This is a genomic window from Pseudomonas sp. W3I7 (assembly GCF_030816095.1).
In the GTDB taxonomy this organism is placed as follows: Bacteria; Pseudomonadota; Gammaproteobacteria; order Pseudomonadales; family Pseudomonadaceae; genus Aquipseudomonas; species Aquipseudomonas salomonii.
Genome location: NZ_JAUSXP010000001.1, coordinates 5,313,223 through 5,335,195 on the forward strand (window position 1 = coordinate 5,313,223; position 21,973 = coordinate 5,335,195).

At 61.6% G+C, this 21,973-nt stretch carries 19 protein-coding genes, 1 tRNA gene and 1 pseudogene; 7 read left to right on the plus strand and 14 right to left on the minus strand.

Annotation, left to right across the window (positions count from 1 at the left end; all coding sequences use genetic code 11):
* Positions 1–95: 95 nt before the first annotated feature.
* The 4 genes from QF043_RS24540 to ptsP all read right to left on the minus strand — a co-directional run bounded on the left by QF043_RS24540 (position 96) and on the right by ptsP (position 7,528).
* Entirely contained in the window at positions 96–1,637 is a 1,542-nt protein-coding gene (locus QF043_RS24540; RefSeq protein WP_122526981.1) for an alkaline phosphatase, read from the minus strand.
* A gap of 360 nt (positions 1,638–1,997) precedes the next feature.
* Complete coding sequence (locus QF043_RS24545) at positions 1,998–3,716, minus strand: PTS fructose-like transporter subunit IIB (RefSeq protein WP_307420486.1); 1,719 nt, start codon at positions 3,714–3,716, stop codon at positions 1,998–2,000.
* An 11-nt stretch (positions 3,717–3,727) separates the two neighbouring features.
* The gene (gene pfkB / locus QF043_RS24550; RefSeq protein ID WP_307420487.1) at positions 3,728–4,669 is read right to left on the minus strand and encodes a 1-phosphofructokinase; all 942 of its coding nucleotides are present in this window, start codon (positions 4,667–4,669) and stop codon (positions 3,728–3,730) included.
* Complete coding sequence (ptsP, locus tag QF043_RS24555; RefSeq protein ID WP_307420488.1) at positions 4,670–7,528, minus strand: phosphoenolpyruvate--protein phosphotransferase; 2,859 nt, start codon at positions 7,526–7,528, stop codon at positions 4,670–4,672. It lies immediately after the preceding gene.
* Positions 7,529–7,822: 294 nt separating this feature from the next.
* Between ptsP and cra the strand changes: the two genes are divergently transcribed.
* Both cra and QF043_RS24565 read left to right on the plus strand, forming a co-directional pair.
* Positions 7,823–8,818 (plus strand): catabolite repressor/activator, encoded by a 996-nt coding sequence (gene cra / locus QF043_RS24560; RefSeq protein ID WP_058419286.1) that lies wholly within the window; start codon positions 7,823–7,825, stop codon positions 8,816–8,818.
* Between the two features lie 2 nt (positions 8,819–8,820).
* A complete protein-coding gene (locus tag QF043_RS24565; protein ID WP_307420489.1) occupies positions 8,821–9,597 on the plus strand; it encodes a TatD family hydrolase in 777 nt (258 codons plus the stop codon).
* Here QF043_RS24565 and QF043_RS24570 read toward each other — a convergent pair.
* The 6 genes and pseudogenes from QF043_RS24570 to QF043_RS24590 form a co-directional block, all read right to left on the minus strand.
* Positions 9,544–9,972, minus strand: a complete 429-nt coding sequence (locus QF043_RS24570; protein WP_307420490.1) for a hypothetical protein — start codon at positions 9,970–9,972, stop codon at positions 9,544–9,546. The genes QF043_RS24565 and QF043_RS24570 overlap by 54 nt on opposite strands.
* A 126-nt stretch (positions 9,973–10,098) precedes the next feature.
* On the minus strand, positions 10,099–10,812 hold the full coding sequence (locus QF043_RS30885) for a methyl-accepting chemotaxis protein (protein ID WP_373460789.1): 714 nt from the start codon (positions 10,810–10,812) through the stop codon (positions 10,099–10,101).
* A 144-nt stretch (positions 10,813–10,956) separates the two neighbouring features.
* A pseudogene (locus tag QF043_RS30890) lies at positions 10,957–12,096 on the minus strand (HAMP domain-containing protein); the annotation flags it as partial.
* Between the two features lie 730 nt (positions 12,097–12,826).
* A complete protein-coding gene (gene ampE / locus QF043_RS24580; RefSeq protein WP_065911640.1) occupies positions 12,827–13,663 on the minus strand; it encodes a regulatory signaling modulator protein AmpE in 837 nt (278 codons plus the stop codon).
* Positions 13,660–14,223, minus strand: coding sequence for a 1,6-anhydro-N-acetylmuramyl-L-alanine amidase AmpD (ampD, locus tag QF043_RS24585; protein WP_307420493.1), 564 nt, complete (start codon positions 14,221–14,223; stop codon positions 13,660–13,662). Before ampD ends, ampE begins: the two co-directional genes overlap by 4 nt.
* A 61-nt stretch (positions 14,224–14,284) precedes the next feature.
* A complete protein-coding gene (locus tag QF043_RS24590; protein ID WP_307420494.1) occupies positions 14,285–16,441 on the minus strand; it encodes a DUF1631 domain-containing protein in 2,157 nt (718 codons plus the stop codon).
* 243 nt (positions 16,442–16,684) lie between these two features.
* Here QF043_RS24590 and nadC point away from each other — a divergent pair, with 243 nt between their 5' ends.
* The gene (nadC, locus tag QF043_RS24595; RefSeq protein WP_026013482.1) at positions 16,685–17,533 is read left to right on the plus strand and encodes a carboxylating nicotinate-nucleotide diphosphorylase; all 849 of its coding nucleotides are present in this window, start codon (positions 16,685–16,687) and stop codon (positions 17,531–17,533) included.
* Between the two features lie 54 nt (positions 17,534–17,587).
* Here nadC and QF043_RS24600 read toward each other — a convergent pair whose 3' ends face one another.
* From QF043_RS24600 to QF043_RS24610, 3 genes are all read right to left on the minus strand, one after another.
* Positions 17,588–17,893, minus strand: a complete 306-nt coding sequence (locus QF043_RS24600) for a DUF6388 family protein (protein ID WP_307420495.1) — start codon at positions 17,891–17,893, stop codon at positions 17,588–17,590.
* Positions 17,894–18,059: 166 nt separating this feature from the next.
* Positions 18,060–18,132: transfer RNA gene (locus QF043_RS24605), tRNA-Thr, on the minus strand.
* Between the two features lie 64 nt (positions 18,133–18,196).
* Positions 18,197–18,610, minus strand: coding sequence for a pilin (locus QF043_RS24610; RefSeq protein WP_307421509.1), 414 nt, complete (start codon positions 18,608–18,610; stop codon positions 18,197–18,199).
* 202 nt (positions 18,611–18,812) lie between these two features.
* Here QF043_RS24610 and QF043_RS24615 point away from each other — a divergent pair, with 202 nt between their 5' ends.
* The 4 genes from QF043_RS24615 to yacG are packed head-to-tail and all read left to right on the plus strand — an operon-like array spanning position 18,813 to position 21,701.
* Positions 18,813–20,021 carry a type II secretion system F family protein gene (locus QF043_RS24615; protein ID WP_307420496.1) on the plus strand — a complete coding sequence of 403 codons (1,209 nt, stop codon included), beginning with the start codon at positions 18,813–18,815 and terminating at the stop codon, positions 20,019–20,021.
* Complete coding sequence (locus QF043_RS24620; RefSeq protein WP_307420497.1) at positions 20,018–20,884, plus strand: A24 family peptidase; 867 nt, start codon at positions 20,018–20,020, stop codon at positions 20,882–20,884. The genes QF043_RS24615 and QF043_RS24620 overlap by 4 nt, the downstream gene beginning before the upstream one ends.
* Positions 20,881–21,504, plus strand: a complete 624-nt coding sequence (coaE, locus tag QF043_RS24625) for a dephospho-CoA kinase (protein ID WP_200432636.1) — start codon at positions 20,881–20,883, stop codon at positions 21,502–21,504. The genes QF043_RS24620 and coaE overlap by 4 nt, the downstream gene beginning before the upstream one ends.
* Positions 21,501–21,701, plus strand: coding sequence for a DNA gyrase inhibitor YacG (gene yacG, locus QF043_RS24630; protein WP_307420498.1), 201 nt, complete (start codon positions 21,501–21,503; stop codon positions 21,699–21,701). Before coaE ends, yacG begins: the two co-directional genes overlap by 4 nt.
* Here yacG and QF043_RS24635 read toward each other — a convergent pair.
* Entirely contained in the window at positions 21,698–21,913 is a 216-nt protein-coding gene (locus QF043_RS24635; RefSeq protein WP_003171680.1) for a hypothetical protein, read from the minus strand. The genes yacG and QF043_RS24635 overlap by 4 nt on opposite strands.
* Positions 21,914–21,973 lie beyond the last annotated feature (60 nt).

The window sequence follows — 21,973 nt, forward strand, 5'->3', positions numbered from 1 at the left end:
GCTTGCCTGCGATGCAGGCACCTCGGTGTATCAGTGACACCAGGGTGATGCCATCGCAGGCAAGCCAGCTCCCACAGTTTTAAGTGCATCGCAGGTCAGGCGGGCTGCAGCTTTTGCTCGAACACCGAGACCCCATCCAAGTCGCGCAGGATCACGGTCAACTCCGCGGTCTGCCCATCAATCTGCACCTCACCAAAAAACTGAAAACCGGCAAACGGCGAGGTGTTCTGCGCAGGCGGTGCCTTCTGGAACACCACCTCCGGCCCGAAAGTCTTGTCCAACTGATTAGGCCCGAAGCTCCCCGCATTCAGCGGCCCCGCCACAAACTCCCAGAACGGCTCGAAATCCTGAAACGCCGCGCGGTCCGGGTGGTAATGATGCGCCGCGCAGTAATGCACATCCGCCGTCAGCCACACATGGTTGCGCACCTGCTGCGCGCGCAAAAAGCCCAACAGTTCAGCAATCTCCAACTCACGGCCCTGGGCCGGGCCTGGGTCGCCGTTGGCGATGGCTTCCCAACGTGGCACGCCGGGGCTGACTTCACCGTCAGGCACGCCGAGGCCGATAGGCATGTCGGCAGCCACGACTTTCCACTGCGCCTGGGAGGCCTTGAGTTCGCGCTTGAGCCAGTCCAGTTGCTCACGGCCCATAAAGGGCTTTTCGCCGCCCAGGTTGTCGTCGTTAGGCCCGCGATAGCTGCGCATGTCCAGCACAAACACATCCAGCAACGGCCCGTAGCTGAGCTTGCGGTAGATGCGCCCACCGCCATCGGCGCTCTGGCGGCGCATCGGTGAATATTCCAGCCAGGCCTGGCGTGCGCGGCCGACCAAGGTGTTGATGTCCCTGGTCTGGTAACGCTCATCGAGCACCTTGCTCGGCGACCAGTTGTTGATCACCTCGTGGTCGTCCCACTGCCAGATCTGCGGCACTTCGGCATTGAAGCGGCGCACGTTTTCATCCAACAGGTTGTAGCGGTAATTGCCGCGATATTCGTCGAGGGTTTCGGCGACTTTGCTTTTGGCTTCGGTGGTGATGTTGCGCCAGATGCGCCCGTCTTCAACGGTCAGCTGCGCCGGCACCGGGCCGTCGGCGTAGATGGTGTCGCCGCTGTGGATAAAAAAGTCCGGCAGGCGCAGGCGCATGGCTTCATAAATGCGCATGCCGCCGATGTCCGGGTTGATACCGAAGCCTTGGCCGACAGTGTCGCCGCTCCACACAAAACGGATATCACGACGCTGCTGCGGCACGCTGCGCAAGTGGCCGAACCACGGCTCGCTGGCGACGCCGGTCTGGGCGTCTTCAAAGTGCACACGGTAGAAAATCGCCTGATCGACCGGCAGCCCGGTGAGTTCGACGCGGGCGGTAAAGTCGGTGCGGCTGTCGGCCAGCGGCGAGATGAATTTGCGCGGGTTGCTGAACACGCTGCGGGTGTCCCACTCCACCACCATCTTCGCCGGGCGGTCGCTGCGGCTCCAGATCATCGCGCGGTCGCCCAGCAAGTCGCCGGACTGCACGCCATCGGTGAGTTGCGGACGGTCTTTGACCGAGGCGATCACCGCCGGCGCCAGCCCCGGCAGCAACAGCCCGGCGCCAACGGCTTGCATCACACGGCGACGGCCGAGATCGAAGTGGCTCATGCAGGTGCCCTCTTGAGTATCAAAAGGGAAACTTAAACACGGGAGCATGAAGCGGATGTGACACCGCCCGAAAGAACGCTGGAGATCAAAGGTGGGAGCTGGCTTGCCTGCGAATGCGGTGGGTCAGTTACAGATGAATTGACTGACACACCGCATTCGCGAGCAAGCCCGCTCCCACAGTTGACCGCATGCAGTTTTGAATATGAGGTCGACTGCGGATTTGCATGCACTGAAGAGCTGCTTTTCTGTGGGAGCTGGCTTGTCGAATCGTCGCACCGCTGCGATGCAGACACCTCGGTACATCAGGCACACCGAGTTGATGCCATCGCAGGCAAGCCAGCTCCCACATTTTGAACAGTGTCAGGCCTTGGCTGAAGTGACCGACAGCTCCGCCGCCTCCGGGCGTTTGATCAGCGCATACACCAGCCCGGTCACCAAGCTGCCCGCCACAATCGCCAGCAAATACAGGAGCGCATGGTTCATCGCATTCGGAATCACCAACACAAACAAACCGCCATGGGGCGCGGCGAGTTTGCAGCCGAAATACATCGACAGCGCGCCGGTCAAGGCGCCACCGGCGATGCTGGCCGGGATCACCCGCAGCGGGTCTTTGGCGGCAAATGGAATCGCGCCTTCAGAGATAAAGCACAGGCCCAGGATCATCGCGGCCTTGCCCGCCTCGCGTTCGGTCTGGGCGAACTTGCGCCGCGCCAGGAAGGTGGCGATGCCCATGCCAATCGGCGGCACCATGCCAGCGGCCATGGTCGCCGCCATCGGTGCACCGCTGGACGCCGCCAGCAGGCCGACCGAAAACGCATACGCTGCCTTGTTGATCGGCCCGCCCAAATCCACACACATCATGCCGCCCAACAAAATGCCCAGCAGCACCGCATTGGTGGTGCCCATGGTGCTGAGAAAATCCGTCAGCCCCGTGAGCAACCGCGCCACCGGCGGGCCAACCAGGTAAATCATCGCCAGGCCGGTGAACAGGCTCGCCAGCAGCGGGATGATCAGGATCGGCTTGAGCGCCTCTAGGCTTTGCGGCAACTGCACCGCGCGGGTGATCAGTTTGACGCAGTAACCCGCAAGAAAACCGGCCAGGATGCCGCCGATAAACCCGGCGCCCAAGGTGCCCGCCAGTAAACCGCCGATCATGCCCGGCGCGAGGCCCGGACGGTCGGCAATCGAATAAGCGATGTAGCCCGCCAGCAACGGCACCATCAGCATAAAGGCCTGGTCGCCGACGGTTTTGAGGGCGGCGGCCAAGGTGCCTTTTTCTTCAAAAGCATGGATGCCGAACACAAACGACAAAGCGATCAACAGCCCGCCCGCCACCACCATCGGCAACATGAACGACACGCCGGTGAGCAGGTGTTTGTACACGCCAGTTTTTTCTTTTTTGGCGACCGCACCGCTGCCGGCGTTTTCCACCGCGCCTTCGGCCAGCGCCTTGTTGAGCGTGGCCTCGGACTGCTTGAGGGCGATGCCGGTGCCGCAGCGGTAAATCTTCTTGCCGGCGAAACGCTCGGTGGCGACTTCGATATCCGCCGCCAGCAACACCACATCGGCATCGGCAATGGCCTGCGCGCTCAACGGCGTGCGTGCGCCCACCGAACCCTGGGTCTCGACCTGCAAGTCATAACCCAACCGCTTGGCCGTTTGCTGCAAGGCTTCGGCGGCCATGAAGGTGTGGGCCACGCCGGTCGGGCAGGCTGTGATCGCGACGATGCGCGGGGCATTCTTCGCTGCCACCGGGGCTTGGCTGGCGACGTACGCCTGGGCCTCTTCGGCGCCACGGCGCAGCACCGCGTCGACATCCGCCAGCGCCTGGGCCGGCGTGCTCTGGAATACACGCTTGCCGACAAACCGCTGCATGTCCACCGGTGTGCTGCTGACCAGCAACACCCACTCGGCCGCATCGATGGTGGCTTGGGACAACTGGCGCTCAGGGCGCTGCACATCCACGACTTCGGTGCTGGTGCTCCAACCCTGGCGCTGCGCGGCGGCGTCCAACAAGCGGGCGCACAGCACACTGGTGACCATGCCGTTCGGGCAGGCGGTAACAATGGCTAACTTCATCACAAACCCTCTTATTGTTCTGTCAGCGTGCGCACACGGACGCCGCTTTCGAGGCGCGCCAACTGCGCGTCATCGCTGATGCCAAAACCGATCTGGGTGACCGCCATGGCGGCAATCGCCGTGGCCCGGCGCAAGGTGACTTCCGGCAGATCACAGCTGAGCAAACCGTGCAGCATCCCGGCCAGCAACGAATCGCCTGCACCCACGGTGCTGGCGACGCTGACCTTGGGCGGTGTGGCCTGCAGCGCGGTGCCTGGGCTGAACCAGTTCACACCGTCGGCGCCGTGGGAGACCACCACATGCTCCACGCCTTGAGCGTGCAAACGCTCGGCGGCCTGGGCCTGTTGTGCGATGGCGTCGGTGGCGCAATCGAGGGCTTCGGCGAGTTCTTCGGTGTTGGGTTTGATCAACCACGGGCCGGCCTTGATGCCTGCGCGCAAGGCTTCGCCGCTGGTATCGAGGGCGACTTTCAAACCAAGGTCTTTCAATTCGTGTATCAGTTCCTGAAACCACTGTGCGCTGACGCCACGCGGCAAACTGCCGGCGACCACCACCGCATCGAATTCAGGACCGATGATCGCGACCATTTTGAGCAGTTGTTTTTGCGCCTGCTCACTCACCAACGGCCCCGGCGCATTGATGTCGGTGACCCGACCATCCTGCTCGGCAATCTTGATGTTGCTACGGGTTTCGCCCGGCACGCGGATGAACGCGTCGCCGAACCCGCGGCTGGCGATCAGTGCCTCGAAAGCCTCAGGGTTTGACGCGCCGAGAAAACCGCCCACGCTCACGTCATGCCCGAGGTCCGCCAGCACCTGGGCGACATTCACGCCCTTGCCGGCAGCATGGGTCAGCAGGGTTTCGCTGCGGTTGACGGCACCCGGTTCCAGGTGTGCCAGACGTACGGTAAGGTCCAACGCCGGGTTCAGCGTCAGGGTCAGAATCTTCGCCATTTACACGGCCTCCACTAGGGCTCGTACTTCGGCGGGCGAGCCCACCACGAGCGCTTTTTGCGCCAGGCCCTGGGCCTCGCTCAGACTGAATTCACGCACCCGCGCCTTCACTTCGGGAATGCTGCGGGCCGACACACTCAACTCATCCACACCCAGGCCGACCAGCACCGGCACCGCCAGCGGGTCCGCCGCCAGTTCGCCGCACACCCCCACCCATTTGCCATGGGCATGGGCGGCGCGCACGGTGATGTCGATCAGTTGCAACACGGCCGGGTGCAGGCCATCGGCCTGGGCCGACAGGGTTGGGTGGCCACGGTCGATGGCCAGGGTGTACTGGGTGAGGTCGTTGGTGCCGACGCTGAAAAAGTCGACTTCCTTGGCGAGTACCGGCGCGAGCAAGGCGGCGGACGGTACTTCGATCATGATGCCCAGTTGCAGGTCGGCCACCGGGATTTCCAGGCGCAGGCGCTCGGTCATATCGCGGGCGGCACGCCATTCATCGACGCTGCCGACCATGGGAAACATGATGCGCAGCGGGCGGTTGTCCGCCGAGCGCAACAGCGCACGCAATTGCGCCTCCATGATCTGCGGGCGCTGCAAGGTCAGGCGAATGCCGCGCACACCGAGGAAGGGGTTTTCTTCTTCGGCAATCGGCCAATACGGCAGCGGTTTGTCGCCGCCCACATCCAGGGTGCGCACCACCAGCGGGCGACCGCCAAGGCCGTCGAGCACACGGCGGTATTCGGCTTCCTGGGTGGCCTCATCCGGTGCTTGCGGGTGGGCCATGAAAATCAGTTCGGTGCGCAACAGCCCGATGCCTTCGGCGCCCTGCTCCACCGCCGCCGCAACGCCGGCGCTTTCACCGATATTGGCGAACACTTCCACCGCATGGCCGTCGCGGGTCATGGCCGGTTCGTGACGCTGGGCCGAGGCCGCTTGCAGACGCTGTTCGCGGGTATCGCGCTCAACCGTGGCGCGTTGCAGCGTGGCTGCGTCGGGGTCGACATGCAATCGACCGCGCTGGCCGTCGAGCAATAGCTGTGTGCCAGCGGCCAGCAACAACACCGCCGCGCCGGCGCCTACCAACGCGGGGATGCCCAAGGCACGCGCAACAATCGCACTGTGGGCGGTGGCGCCGCCACGGGCGGTGAGGATGCCGGCGACGCGGGTGGGGTCCAGGCGCGCAACGTCAGAGGGGCCGACTTCATCCATCACCAGGATGTAAGGTTCGCTCGGCTCCTGGGCGGTTTCAAGGCCGCACAATTGCGCCAGCACCCGGCGGCCAATATCACGCAGGTCGGCGGCGCGCTCGGCGAGCAAGGCATCCTGCAATGACTCTTGCTGCTTGGCGGCGGCTTCGATCACGCTCATCCACGCCGCTTGCGCGCTCTCGCCTTGCTTGAGGCGCGTGTCGACTTCGTCGGTCAGCTCCGGGTCGTCGAGCATTTCCTGGTGGGTGATGAAAATCTCGCGGATCGCCTTGGATTGGCTGCGCTCGATCAAGCCCTGGATATCAGCGCGCACATCGGTGAGCGCAGCGTGCAGGCGCTGGCGCTCAATGGCTGCAGACTCGCCACGCAGCGGGTAATTGAAAACCTGTTGGGTCTGGATATGCGCCGGGCCAATGGCAATGCCAGGCGCGGCGGCGATAGCCTGGACCTGGCTGCCGGACACGGGCGCGCTGATCGCGGGTTCAATATCAAGAGGCGCTGGCTGTGCACTGACGGTCGGCAGCGGCTCGACTTCTTCGCCAAGCCCTTGCTCCACCGCTGCCAACAGCGCGGGCAATGCATCGCCGGCAATCGCAGGTTCGGCGACAAACTCCAGCACCTGGCCGCGACGGGCGCCGAGGCTCAGCAACTTGCTCAGGCTTTTTACCGACACCGCACCCACCGGGCCGTCGACGATGCGCACGCGGATATCGCCATCAAAATTTTTCGCCAACTGCGCAAGAATCTTCGCCGGCCGTGCATGCAAACCATGGGCATTGGCCAGGGTGATGCGCGCACTCGGCCAGTCCGGTGGCAACTCGCCGCCAAGCACTTCAAGCACTGCACGGCTGCTGGTGGCACGGCCCAATTCCTGGCCGCGCCCTTCAATCAACAAGGCGCACAGGCGTTCGAGCAATGTTTGATGGGCTTCCCCAAGGCTGGCCAGGCAGAACAGGCCATTGAGGGGTTGGCCGAGGTAACGCATCGGTTTGTCCGGCGTCACGAACGCAAGGCCGGGGCGTTTCACCGTCTGCTCACTGTGCAGCCACCACAGGCCATCGCCCAACGGCAGCGCATCGACTTGCTGCAAGACGGCGGCGAAACCATTACTCACACAGTCGGCCTGACGCAACAGGCGTGCGCCGCGCCAGACCAGCTCTTCAAAATCGTCGGCCGACACGCCCAGGCTGATCATCTGCGCGTCCAGCGCCAGTTCCTGCGGTGCGCCTTGCAGCAGCTTCAGCAAGGCTTCGGCCGAGCCGGCACGGCGCAACGCCTGACCCAGGTCGGTTTCACCGAGGGCGCGGGTGAGCAGTTGCAGCAGGCGCAGGTGTTCATCGGATTTGGCCGCGATGCCAATCGCCAGGTAGACGATCTGGCCGTCGCCCCAATCCACCCCTTCGGGGAATTGCAGCAGGCGCACGCCCGTGGAAAACACTTGGTCGCGGGTTTCCGGCGTACCGTGGGGGATGGCGATACCCTGGCCGAGAAAGGTCGAGCCTTGGGCTTCACGGGCTTGCAAGCCGCTCAGATAACCCTCGGCGACCAGGCCGTCGGCCACCAGTTTGTCCGCGAGCAGGTGCAAGGCAGCAGATTTATCCACAGCCACCTGGCCCATGGAAATCTGCTCTACAGTGAGCTCAAGCATGCCGTTCTCCTAGTTAGTGCACTGTGGGCACTAGGTATTGTTTTGAATAAATCAGCGCAGGCGCGTTCAAAAATAGCTGACTGAGTGGTCAATTGGCAGTAGCCACTCAGCGGCGAACATCGTAAAAATACGCTTGCTGAAACGTTTAATCTAGAATTTATGGCAGATTATGCGCTAATTATGCAAGCTTGAAGGACCACTCGGCCCTTGAGCTCAGACAATAGTCGTGTGCAGGAATCGGTTACGATTGGACAAAATGTCGGGGCAAGCTCTAAAAAACAAGGAAATCCCGGTTTGAAACTCAGTGATATTGCACGTCTGGCCGGTGTGTCCGTTACCACCGCCAGCTATGTCATCAACGGCAAAGCCGAACAGCAACGCATCAGCAACGCCACCGTCGAGCGGGTGCGTGCCGTGGTCGAAGCCCATGGCTTTACGCCCAACCCTCAGGCCGCCGGGCTGCGCAGTCGGCACACGCGCACCTTGGGCTTTATCTTGCCCGACCTGGAAAACCCCAGTTACGCACGCATTGCCAAACTGCTGGAACAAGGCGCGCGGGCGCGCGGCTACCAACTGCTGATCGCCAGCTCCGATGATGAAGCCGACAGCGAACGCCAACTGCTGCAACTGTTCCGCGCGCGGCGCTGCGATGCGCTGTTCGTGGCCAGTTGCTTGCCGGCCAGCGATGACAGCTACCGGGAGCTGCAAGCCAAGGGCCTGCCGGTGATCGCCATCGACCGGGTGATGGAACCCGGGCACTTCTGCTCGGTGGTCAGCGACGACCGCCAGGCCTGCCAGCAACTCACCAGCAGCCTGTTGCAGCCGCTGCCCAAGCAGATCGCCCTGATCGGTGCGCACCCGGAACTGAGCATCAGTCAGGAACGCGCCGCGGGTTTCCGTGAAGCCTTGCGCGACTTCAAGGGCGAGGTGCTGATCGAACAAGGTGAAGCCTTCAGCCGTGACTGTGGCCGCCAGTTGATGGAAGAACTCCTGCAACGCCTGGGGCATTTGCCTGACGCGCTGGTGACTACGTCCTACGTGCTGCTGCAAGGTGTGTTCGATGCGTTGCATGACTTCCCGCTCAAATCCCGGCCGTTGCGCCTGGGCACATTCGGCGACACCCAACTGCTCGACTTCCTGCCCTTGCCGGTCAACGCCATGGCCCAGCAACATCAACTGATCGCCGACACCGCCCTGCGCCTGGCCCTGGCGGCCATCGAAGAAGAACAGTACGAGCCCGGCGTGCATGCTATCGGCCGGACCTTCAAGCAGCGCATTCACGAGGCTTGAGCGTGGAGCTGATCGACACCCACACCCACCTGGACTTCCCGGATTTCGACATGGATCGCCGGGAAGTCCTCGCTAACAGCCGCCAACTCGGCGTGCAACGCATGGTCGTGCTGGGTGTGTATCAGCAGAACTGGCAACGGCTGTGGAATCTGGTCCAGGACGATGAAAGTTTATTCGCCGCCTTCGGCCTGCACCCGGTGTATCTGGATGAGCATCGCCCCGCCGACCTGATCGAGTTGGGTGATTGGCTGACCCGCCTGCACGGCCATCGGCAACTGTGCGCCGTCGGTGAGATCGGCCTGGATTACTTCCTCCAACAGCTGGACCGCGAACGCCAGCAAAGCCTGTTTGAAGCGCAGCTGAAACTGGCCGTGGACTTCCAGCTCCCGGCCCTGCTGCACGTACGCCGCAGCCACGCGGCAGTGATTGCCACCCTCAAACGCATCCGCCTGCCACGGGGCGGCATCATTCATGCGTTTGCCGGCAGCGTTGAGGAGGCCCGCGAGTACATCAAACTCGGTTTCAAACTGGGCCTGGGCGGCGCGGCCACCTGGCCCCAGGCGCTGCGCATGCACAAGGTGCTGACCCAGCTGCCGCTTGAGGCGCTGGTGCTGGAAACCGATGCGCCAGACATGGCCCCGGCCATGTACCCCGGCCAGCGCAACAGCCCGCAACACTTACCGGACATCTGCAAGGCCTTGGCCGAACGCATGGGCATCAGCCCTTCAGTGCTGGCCGAAACGAGCACACGCAACGCGTACGAGCTCTTCAACTGGTAGCCCATTGACCGCCTGCAGTTCCAAGGTCAGCCGCTGCCGGTGGCGCACGTAGCGCAACATCAGAAAGTGGATCAGCACCACCAGCAATGAAACGTTGAGCTGCCCGACCATGCTGATCAGGCCCAGCCACTCGGCCACCATCGCCACGATCAGCACCACGCTGGTCAATACCATCAAGCTTGGGTGCACCATGGCCCAGTGGTCGAGGGATCTGAACTGGCGCAGTTGCCTGGGGCAATTCAATTCCAGGACCCACTGACAATACGGGCAATCGAACGGCTCACGGATGGCAATGGCGTTCAATTGCCAGGGCTTGAGTTCGAAGGTGATGTCGCAATGGGCGCAGTGCCCTTTGATGCCGATAACCGCCGTCATCGCGTTGCCTCCCGAGACCCCTGAGTGGGTGAAACAAATTCTCACCCAACCACAGCCTCAAAACAGGCACAGCGAAAAATCAGGACAGGCACCACAAACTATCGAGTCTATTCCTACGCGCAGGTCTTACACGCGAAACGCCCCGATCAAGTGCTTCAGCTCAATAACCTGCAATGACAGCTGCCGGCTGGCGGCCTCGGTCTGCTGCGCGCCCTGGGCCGCATGTTCGCCGGCTCGATTGATTTCGACGATGTTCTGATCGATATCGTGCGCGACGGCGGTTTGCTGCTCGACGGCAGCGGCAATCTGCTGGTTCTGGTCGACGATCATGCCCACGGCGCCAAGGATATTTTCCAGGGCCTGCTGGACCTTTTCCGACTGAGCCACGGTGCCGTTTGCCATGGTATGGCTGGTGCCCATGGTCTTCACCGCCGCGCCGACACCGCTGTGCAAACGGCTGATCATCTGTTCGATTTCTTCAGTGGAATGCTGGGTGCGTCGGGCCAGGGTGCGCACCTCATCGGCCACCACCGCAAAACCACGCCCTTGCTCACCGGCACGCGCCGCCTCGATCGCCGCATTGAGCGCCAGCAGGTTGGTTTGTTCGGCGATGCTTTTGATCACCTCCAACACGCTGCTGATGGACTGGCTGTCGGTGGCCAACTGGTTGATCACCCGCACCGATTCATCAATCTCCGAGGCCAGGCGTGCAATGCTGCCTTGCTGGGATTGCACCAGCCCACGGCCGGTGACGGTTTCGTCGTTGACGCTTTGGGCGCTGTTGACTGCCGCCGCCGCGCTGCGTGCCACTTCCTGGGCGGTGGAAGACATCTGGTTCATCGCCGTCGCCACCTGTTCAATCTGGCTGCGCTGGCCGGAAACTGCCTGACTGCTTTGCGAAGACACGGCCTGCACCTGGCCGGCTTGCAGCTCGACCTGGCTGACGGTGTGCCCCACGCGTTCGATCAAGTCGTGGATCTTGGCCACAGTGCCGTTGAACACTTGGCCCAGGTCGCCCAGTTCATCGCGACTGTGGGCCTCAAACGTGACGGTCATGTCGCCGGCCGCCACTGTGTCCATCATCGCGCCCAGGCGGCGCAAGGTGGTACGCGTGGAGGCATAGAAGCCTGCATACAAATAGAAGATCAGCAGGAACACCGCCACCAGGGCGCACACCAGCACCACCATGTGCGTGCGGTTTTGCGCCAGGCGCTGCTGCAGTTGCTGCTCAAGGAACGTCAGGGTGGCGTCATTGAGCTGGTAGGTCTGAGCCATCAGTCGGCTGACATCGTCGTAGAAACCTTGCCACGGCGCATCGAGGGTTTGCGCCATGACAACCTGCTCTTCAAACAACTCGCTGCCTTGCTTGAGGCTGGCACTGCTGGCCTGGGCCAAGCTGTCGAGCGCCGTGTGCGCGGCGGTACTGGCGCCCAGGGCATCCTGCAGCTTCAAGGCGTATTCAGCCTGGAGTTTTTCCAACTGTTGCAACAGTTCGTCAAAGCGCGTGCTGGAGGATGAATTGAGAAAACCCTGGCCCAGGGAGTACGCGCCCATGGCCCGCCCCTCGCCGAGGGTTTGGGTGACTTGCGCGGTGACGCTGGTGAGCAGCTCACTGAGCTGGCGCAAATCACTCTGGGGGTCGCGGCTCAACCCGGATTGGCTGGCAATGATCTGGCTGAGCATCTGCGCCTTGTTGAGTAATTTGCCGATCAGCGCGCTTTTGCTCAGCAGCGAGGTTTCCTGCTGCTGGGCCTTGAAGGCGGCGATTAACTCGTCGCGTTTGCCCTCGAAGGCGCTGGCTTGTTCGGGGTCGGCGGTCATGGCGTTGAGGCTTTGCAGACGGCTCAGCACGCCCTGCTCCAGGGCACTGATCTGGCCTTCAAGATCGCCGGCCTTACCTGATTGCCCCAGCACCGCGTTGATCTGCACCTGATTGTTCAGGGTTTCCAGGTCACGCCGCAACGCCAGGCTGCTGCCGAGCAAATCGAGGCTTTGCAGTTCGATACGGGTGCCCTGGAATTGCGACCAGGAGTCGCGCACCAGAAAATAGTTGGTCGCCAGCATCGGCAGCAGGAACAGCACGCTGATCAGGCTGAATTTCATGCCGAAACTCAGGCGGTTCATCAGGGCGACAGCGGGATAGAGCAAGCGCTTCACGGGTGAGCTCCCTTTCTTATTTTTATTGAGGCGCAGGGCGGCGGCAGATAGCCACTATTAGGCGCTCTGACTGTATAGCTCAATTTGAAAGGGAGTTTTGTAACGTAAGGTTAATGGCTTGGAAATTCACCACAGACTTGTGTGAGAGCCGGGCTTGCCCGCGATGCAGGCACCGCGGCTTTTCAGTCATGCCGAGGTGATGCTATCGCAGGCAAGCCAGCTCCCACATTTGACCGAGTAGAGTCTGAACGATGCGGTCTGCTGTTGCTGTTGCTGTTGCTGTTGCTCTAGCCCTTACATCCTTTTCGATGACGAAGTCAGCGGTCTTTTGATCTACGCTTTTGATCTTGATCTTGATCTGAAATCGCCCCGTCAAACACGATGGCCGGAATCTGACAGGGATTTGGGGGGTAAACCGGCAGGGATGCCGGTTTAGCCGCGCTGGGCCAAGGATGGCCCATCGCGGCGGCCCCCCAAATCACTGGCGGATTACGGGCATGCCGAGCCACAGCGAGGCACCGAGTGTTGGGGCGAAGACCTTTTGGTTACTTTTGTGTCTTTACAAAAGTGACCCGCCGTAAGGGCGGAACCCTAAGCAGCCGTTACCGCAGCAATGGATATGTACACCCACAAGCCGCCATCGCAGGCAAGCCAGCTCCCACATTTTGACCACATGCAGCCTTCCTGTTGCGAGGAGCTAAGGCAACACCGTCCAGATCGCAAAACCGGCATACCACAGCACGGCGGCCCGCAGCAGCAGCTCCCACAGCCGATCCAAACTGTTGATGCCATCGGCCCCCACCACCGGTGGTGGAATTTCAGCCGCCACTAGGCCGACTTTTTCCATCAGTTGCGCGGCGCTGATGTCCCAGCTCAACAACTCATGCAGCATCACCCGGCTGACCGCGACAAAATTACCCACCAGGGCAAAGCTCGCCGCCAGCAGACGCACCGGCAGCCAATCAAATGCGTGACGCAATTGCCCCGCGCGCTCGGCGACCAACGGGTTCTGGCTGTTCTCGCTGGCCAATGCCAACAAGCGATAAGCCAGGGCCGCGACCGGGCCGAGCAGGAAATACCAGAAAATCACCGCAAAAAAGCTTTGGTAGGCCTGCCACAGCAAATGGCCTTGAACCCGCTCCAGCAGTTGCTCGCCACTGTCGGCGGCCACCTTCAGGTCGCGCTCGGCCACGTGCTCGGCAGCCTGCAGGTCACCGCGCCGCCAGGCGTCGCGAAACGGCCCAAGCTCGCCCAGCAGATCGCCGCGCCCCAGGCTGTAGATCACCACCAGCAAATGCACCGGCAACGCCAACAGACCATACGCCACGGGCTCCAGTACCAACAGCAACAACCCCAGCAAGGCCACCGGCAACAACACCAGCAGTACCAGGATCAGCCAAGGCTGCTTGCCCATGCGCGGGCTCGTTTCCAGCTTGGCCAGTTCGCGCAGCCATCCGCCATCACGTTGCAACCGCCGACGCAGGGCCGAGAACTTCTCGATCCACACTGCCAGCACCAATACCAGGAAACTCATCGTGCGTGTCCTCCATCCTGCAGGGCGCTGCGAAAGCGCGTCCAATCAAAAGCCGGGCCCGGATCGGTCTTGCGTCCCGGTGCGATATCACTGTGACCACAAATACGCTGCGGGGTAATGCCTGGGTAGGCCGCCAACAGCTTTCGTGCCAGGTCGATCAGCGACACATATTGCGCATCGGTAAACGGCAGTTCGTCCGTGCCTTCCAGTTCGATCCCGAGGGAGAAGTCATTGCACACTTCACGCCCCTCGAAGCTGGAAATACCAGCATGCCAGGCACGGTCAAGGCACGACACAAATTGTGTCACCGCACCGTCACGTTCAATCAGAAAATGCGCAGACACACGTAGGTCGACAATACCTTCAAAGTAAGGATGTTCCGTAGCATCCAGGCGATTCTGGAAAAACTCATGCACCTTGCCAGTGGCAAACTGCCCTGGTGGCAGGCTGATGTTATGCACCACCAACAGTGAGATCTCGCCGGCGGGGCGCTCGTTGAAGTTAGGCGACGGGCAATGACGGATGCCCTTACACCAACCGCTGGTGGGGTCCAACTGCATACGGGTTCCTTGAATAAGTCGAGGTGTTACCAGTATGCCGCGTTCGGCCCTGCGGTTGCGATCACTTGCCGCGATTGAGTTGGCGCAGCGTGCCAATCACCGAAGCCAGCGCGCGGTCGAACAGCAGCCCCTCGTCAAGGTTGCGCAGCGCGCCCTGCTTGAGGGCCATGGCCAATTGGCCGGCACTTTTATCGAGGACTTTGAGCCCCGTGCGGCTGACAAAAATATAGCGATTGGTCGGCGCCATAATGGCCTTCAGCTTGCAACGCAGCCGGCTGCCATCGTCTTGCTGGAACTCAAACCAGTTACCAATGCGCAACTGCTGGACCTTGAGCAACGCCGGGTCATCACTGGGCAGGCTCGGGGTGAGGTCACGCACGTCGCTACTGAGCGAGAACGGTTCACGCACTTCGATCAGTGTGTCCAGGCACTCGCCTTCGAATGACTGCAGGTGCATGGCCTGCAAACGTACAAAAAATTCGCGGGTGCTGAAGGGGTCGAACGCTGCACTGGTCAACCCATCACGTAAGGCTTTGAGCAGGCCGGGCAGTTGCTCGAGCAAGTGCCGGCCGGCCTCGGTGTCTTTTTTCAGGCTGACGCTCCAGATCAATTCGTCCAGGGTGCGCACGGCCGCCTGCCATTGCACTGACTGCTCGCCCTGCTTGAGGCTGGCCAGCAACAACACCTGGCTCCAGGCCTGCTGAACAAACTGCACCACGGCCTGGGGCAACACCCGGCCCACCAGTCGTCGATTGAGCACCTCGGCCACCCGCTGACGCGCCGCGTCTGTGCGCACCCGACCTTCTTCAGCCTCACAGGTATGCTGTTCGAGCAATTCGCTGCGCTGGCGCTCGTCGGCGGTAAAGGCGCTGAACTGCGCCAGCACCTGAGGAAAAATCCCCAGGTCTTCGACGAACTCATTCAACAGCCGCTGCACCACCTGCTCGGTGCGCAGGTACAGGTTGTCACGCTGATAGTCATCGCGCGGGCTCCATGTCATGGCCGCGCCGGCGATTTCATTGAGCAAGCGTCGCGCCGGGTGGCTGGGGCGGCTGAAAAAACTCTTGTCCAGCACCGCCACTTTCAACAGCGGAATCTGCAAACGTGCGATCAAGGCCTTGAATACGTCAGGCACGCAGTGATCCGTGAGGATGAACTCGAACAACAGCGCGACCAGGTTGATCACATCCTCATCGGCGTCTTCCACCACACGGGATTTGCCGCTCTTGACGCTCACGCGGGTCAACAACTGCTCAAGCTGGTTACGCAGGTCGAAGTCGTCTTCGGCCTCGGGCTCCGGCACATATTGCTGCAGGTGGGAGAGCAGGCGCAGCAAATCGCGGGTGGCGATGGGCTGGGGTTCGGCGCTGGCTTCCAGGGTGGGCGCGACGCTGCCACGCACGGCAGCGAGCAACGTCTGCAACGCGGCGAAGGCTTGCTGGCCGTTTTCATCCATGGGCTGGTCGACAATCGGGAGGGTGCCTTCAGGCTGCTGTTCACGCGCCGCACACCCACCGGGGCGGCGCGACGGCACGGCCTTGAGCTGCGGCAAGACGCCAGTGGCGACCAACAGTTGGTTGGCCTCGGCGTACAGTTGATCGGCGTCACTGAGCACATACTTTTCGAACAGCTTGAGCATGATCAGCTTGACGCGAATCTCCACCCCCAGGCTGCGCCCCGCACGCAGGAAGAACTCGCACAGCAGTGCCGGGCCCAGCGGGTTATCGCGCTCATCCAGGGGGGTGCCGAGCAACGCACCCAGGCGCGCGGTCAATTGCCCCAGCGCCAGGCCATCGCGATGGCGCACCCGGCCGAGCATGGCCTCCAGCGCGACGGCTTTTTCCAGCGCATCACTGGACGTACCCGGCGCCGCCTCATAGGACACCACCGGTACCAGGTGAAACTCACCGCGCTCGGCCTGGCCCAGGTCGATAAATGCGGCGAACAATTGCTCCATGAACACGCGCTCGAAATTCTTGCGCTTGAGGCGCAGGTCACGCATGGCTTCAAAGAAAATATGGTGGTCAACGTTGCTGCGAGCCTTGTCGGCCATTTCAAACAAGGTGTCGTCAGCGTTATCGAACAGCTCCTGCAAACCTTGCTGCAACTGCTGCGCAGCCTTGTCGCGAACCTGCAGCAACACCACCGGCAGGCGCGCGAGCGGCGATGGCGTGGCCTGTGCCCGATTGATGGGCACCACCTTTCCGTCAATGTGCATCCTGGCCTCCTGAAACGGCGGTGTTGAGTTGGGGAAAAATCGGCTACAGGCCCCATCGGGCGGTAAACACCGGTTATCTCCAGGACGTCAAAGCTATGACGCCAATCGCAAGGCGCGAGATTATCTTGCAAATGGGGGCTGTTGCGCCAGTGAACTCTGCCGATGCGCTGTAAATGAGTGGCGAGTATGGGTTCGGCGGCGCGCTGCCCCTATAATCGAGGCACTTTGTTTGTGGAGCCTGTTATGCCGAATCTCCGTCTTGCCGACCTCACCGCCGAAATCGAAGCCAACGTGCGCCGCGCACTGCTGGAAGACATCGGCAGCGGCGACATCACTGCGCAACTGATCCCGGCCGAACGGCTGGCCAAGGCCACCATCATTACCCGCGATGCGGCCGTTATCGCCGGCACTGCCTGGGTGGACGCGGTGTTCCGCCAGCTCGACCCACGGGTTGCGGTGCATTGGCAGGTGGCCGACGGCGAGCGTGTCAGCCCCAATCAAGTGCTGTTCCACCTGGAAGGCCCGGCACGCTCACTGCTGAGCGGCGAAAGGTGTGCGCTGAATTTTCTGCAGATGTTGTCAGGCGTCGCCACGCGCGCGCAGTACTTGGCGGACTTTGTCGCCAGCACTCAGGTCAAGTTGCTGGACACCCGAAAAACCCTGCCGGGCCTGCGCCTGGCGCAGAAGTACGCCGTGACTTGCGGCGGTTGCCACAACCATCGCATCGGGTTGTATGACGCGTTCCTGATCAAGGAAAACCATATCGCCGCCTGTGGTGGGATTGCCGAGGCGATCACCGCCGCCCACAAGATCGCGCCGGGCAAGCCGGTGGAAATCGAAGTGGAAAGCCTGGAGGAGCTGCGTGAAGCACTGGCGGCGGGCGCCGATATCATCATGCTCGACGAATTGAGCCTGGATGACATGCGTGAGGCCGTGCGCCTGAATGCCGGCAAAGCCAAGCTGGAAGCCAGCGGCGGGATCAATGAAACCACCTTGCTGCCAATCGCGCAGACCGGGGTGGATTACATTTCCATCGGTGCAATGACCAAGGATGTGAAGGCGGTGGATTTGTCGATGCGCCTGAGCATCTGAGCAAGCAACATCCGAAGAAAAGGAGCGAGGTTGCTCGCTCCTTCAATTTCGCGCTCAGATCGCGAGATTATTCATCCCGCAATACTCGTTCCAGTCAACGCCCAGTACCTCGGCGGCCTCCTTGTGCAAGGCCAGGCGCGCCGCTTCGAACTCTTGCGGCGTCGAGGTGTACTTGAGGCTCAGCTCCCATGGCTGCAGGCCCTGGGCATCGGCCTCATCCTCGAATGCCCACTGGATCTGGTCCTTTTGATCATCGGCGCTCAGGTCCTTGATCTCGTCGAGCAGTTCCGGGGATTCCGCGACGTATTTTTTGAGGGCTGCTTCGTGCCGCTGTTCCTGGGTCATTTCTTGTGTGGTCATGTTGTTCTCTTAGATCATGGAATGGGGATGCATCTGGGTCATCAAGGTTGCGCAGATACAAAAGAGTGGGCACGAATGCCGCCTCGTCTGGCCTTCAGAACCATTCTGGGATCATCTGAAAACGTTGCCTTTGAAACAGTGTCGCCGTTGAAACAGTGTTGCCTTGTGCCCGAGACAGGAGTCGAACCTGCGACCTTCGCGTTACGAGTGCGCTGCTCTACCAACTGAGCTACACGGGCGGTGGGCTAAAGCTAGCACCGCATTGGGCAGGCAGCAACAAACTCGCTGACCGCCCGGCAGGCATTACGCCCCGTCGGCGCCGCAACCCTTGGCGGCGTACTGCGCCTCGACGGTAGTGGCACAGGCCCACCCCTGGGTGGCGCTGCGCGTCAAGGTGATGGTTTTGCCCAGCACCGGCGCCGGCGCGTCGAGGATTTCGCAGGTGATGGAACCGGCGCCCGTGGCCACATCACCGGCTACGGTGATCGTGCAATTGGCGGTCGGGCTGGTGCCACCGATCAGGTCCAGCTTCGGCACGGTGCCCTGGTTAAGGGTGTCTTCAAAACCCGCCTTCAACGCCGCAATTTCAGCCAGCCCCGCCGTGAACTTGGCCTTGGCCTGGTGCTTGGTGTACATCGGCAGACCGATGGTGGCCAAAATGCCGATGATTGCCACGACGATCAACAACTCGATCAAGGTAAAGCCTTTCTGACGCATCACATTCACTCTCCAGAATAAAAACCTTATCAAGGCGCGTCCTGCGCCCCGCAGTGTGCAGCGGCGCCAGTGTACTCATCCGTGAGCGCCCAATTGTGGGTAAGACGCACATTCTGACATTTTATCGTGCGCCAACGAGCGGTCCGAATCCGCCACCTGACTAAGCTATAAATCTACGACGACCTGTGTGCGGACCTGTGCCATGAATGACGCTTCAACGATGTACGCCTGGGAAGGCACCAACCGCAAAGGCCGCCGGGTGTCCGGGCAAAGCACCGCGCATAACCCGGCACTGATCAAGGCGCAATTGCGCCAGCAGGGGATTTGCCCTGGCCGCGTGCGCAAAAAGTCTTCGCACCTGGCACCTTTTGCAGCGCCGATAAAACCCGCCGATATCGCGCTGTTCACGCGCCAATTGGCGACCCTGTTAAAGGCCGGCATTGCGCTGCTGCAGGCGTTCGACATCATTTGCGAAGGCTTCGAAAACCGGCAGATGCGCACCCTGATAAAAGCCTTGAAACAGGAGATTGCCGCCGGTAATAGCCTGGCGGCAGCGCTGCGCAAACAGCCGCGTCACTTTGATGATTTGTATTGCAATCTGGTTGCCGCAGGCGAACAGGCAGGCGCCCTGGAAACATTGCTCGAACGGGTGGCGATTCACCTGGAGAAAAGCCAGCAGCTCAAGGCGCGAATCAAAAAAGCCATGACCTACCCTATCGCCGTGATCGTCGTCGCCTGCCTGGTCAGTGCAGTTTTGCTTATCCACGTGGTGCCGCAGTTCCAGAACCTCTTCGCCGGGGTAAACGGCCAACTGCCAGGCTTTACCTTACTGGTGATTGCGCTGTCCAACTTCCTGCAGCACGCCTGGTGGATGCTTGCCTTGGGGCTGGGAATGGCAATAGCCGCGCTGCGCCATGCCTATCGGGCTTACCCGGAGTTTCGTGACGGGCTGGATGCCGCTTTATTGAGCGCGCCCCTGGCGGGCACACTGCTGAGGCGCTCAGCCATCGCCCGCTACGCCCGTACACTTTCAACCACCTTTGCCGCGGGCGTGCCATTGGTGCAGGCTCTGGACTCCGTGGCAGGCGCGGCAGGCAATGGATTGTTCAGAAAGGCGATCGAACATATGCGACACGATGTATCCACAGGTGTGCCGTTGAACCAGTCCATGGCCCACAGCGGGCTGTTCCCCGGCATGGCCATCCAGATGACGGCCATCGGTGAAGAGTCGGGCACCCTGGACCTCATGCTGGAAAAAGTCGCCAACCACTATGAAGCCGATGTGGAGAACCTGGTCGATAACCTCACCAGCCTGATGGAGCCGCTGATCATGGTGGTGCTGGGAGGCATTGTCGGCGCATTGGTGATTGCCATGTACCTGCCGGTGTTTCAGTTGGGGTCGGCGTTTTGAGCCTGCTGCTGAGTGAACACCCCTGGGCCTTTGTCGGGATGGCGTGGGTGCTCGGCCTGATCGTCGGCAGCTTTCTCAACGTGCTGGTGTGGCGCCTGCCGAAGATGCTCGTGCGCGAATGGCGCGCCCAGGCCCAGGAAATACTCGGTCTGCCAGCCGACCCTGTCGGCCCGGCCTACAACCTGATGCATCCCAACTCGTGCTGTGCGCATTGCAGCCAGCCGATTCGCCCCTGGGAAAATATCCCGGTACTCAGCTACCTGATGCTCAAAGGCCGCTGCGCCCGCTGCAGCGAATCGATCAGCGCCCGCTACCCCTTCACCGAACTGGCCTGTGCGCTGCTCTCGGCCATAGTCGCCTGGCATTTTGGCTTCGGCTGGCAAGCAGGCGCCGTGATGCTGCTGAGTTGGGGGTTGCTGGCCATGAGCCTGATCGACGTCGACCATCAACTGCTGCCGGATGTGCTGGTGTTGCCACTGCTGTGGCTGGGGCTGGTCCTCAACAGCGGCGGCTTGTTCGCGACGCTGCCCGATGCGCTGTGGGGCGCTGTCATAGGCTACATAAGCCTGTGGACGGTGTTCTGGGTGTTCAAAGTGATCACCGGCAAGGACGGCATGGGTTATGGCGACTTCAAGCTACTGGCCTTGCTCGGTGCCTGGGGTGGTTGGCAGATCCTGCCGATGACGCTGTTGATAGCGTCGCTGCTGGGCGTGTTCGCGGGCCTTATCCTGATGCGTTTGCGTAAGTCCCAGGCATCGGTGCCGATGCCATTTGGCCCGTGCCTGGCAATTGCCGGCTGGATTGCATTGCTCTGGGGTGGTCAAATAACCGACTTCTATTTGCAGTCTGTCGGTTTCAGATGACCACTTGTGTCGCAACACCCTGGATTCTAGGCCTCACCGGCGGCATCGGCAGCGGTAAAAGCGCGGCCGCCCAGCACTTTATCGACCTAGGCATTGACCTGGTCGATGCCGACCATGCCGCACGCTGGGTGGTCGAACCTGGCCGGCCGGCACTCGCACGCATTGCCGAGCATTTTGGTGCGGGCGTGTTGCAGCCGGATGGCCAGTTGGACCGCGCCGCCCTGCGCAAGCTGATCTTTGAAGTCCCCGAAGAACGCCGCTGGCTGGAAGCCCTGCTGCATCCGTTGATCGGCGAAGAAATTCGCAGCCATCTGGCGCGTGCGCAATCGCCTTACGCGATCCTGGTCTCGCCGCTGCTGATCGAGTCCGGCCAGTACAGCATGACCCAGCGCATCCTGGTGATCGATGTGCCGCAATCACTGCAGATTCAGCGTACCCTGCAGCGCGACGGCATCAGCGAACAGCAGGTGCAGGCAATCCTCAAGGCCCAGTCCAGCCGCGAAGACCGCCTGAACCATGCCGATGACGTGCTGGTCAACGACAAGGACCTCGCCTGGCTGCACAGCGAGGTCGAGCGACTGCACCACTTTTACCTTACTTTGCGTGGAGGCCGATCATGAGCCAACCCTTGACCGTCGACTGCCCAACCTGCGGCGCACCCGTGGAATGGAAAACAGAAAACCTCAACCGGCCGTTCTGCTCGGACCGTTGCAAACTCATCGACCTCGGCGCCTGGGCCGCGGAAGAACACAAGATTCCGGTGAGCCCGGATGCCGAGGACGAGCTGTTCTCTGAAGACCTGCCGCCGCGTCACTAAGGCCGCATAAAGGCGTACTCCTGCTGGTCGTCGAGGTTCTCTGCAAGGTATTGCAACTCGTCGGCCAGGTCTTCAAAACTGCGCACACCCTTGCTCTGCTGCACCACCGCACTGAGCATGGCGCGCAGCGTGAGGCCTGGGTCAAAGCCGATTTCCTGTGCCGCGTCCTGGCTTCTGCGCAACTCTTGCCGCGCCCATTCGTACACACTCATAGTCCGTGCCCCGCCCTGCTCAGTAAAATTTCGCAGAGCATGGGCCTGCGCGGCCGCCTG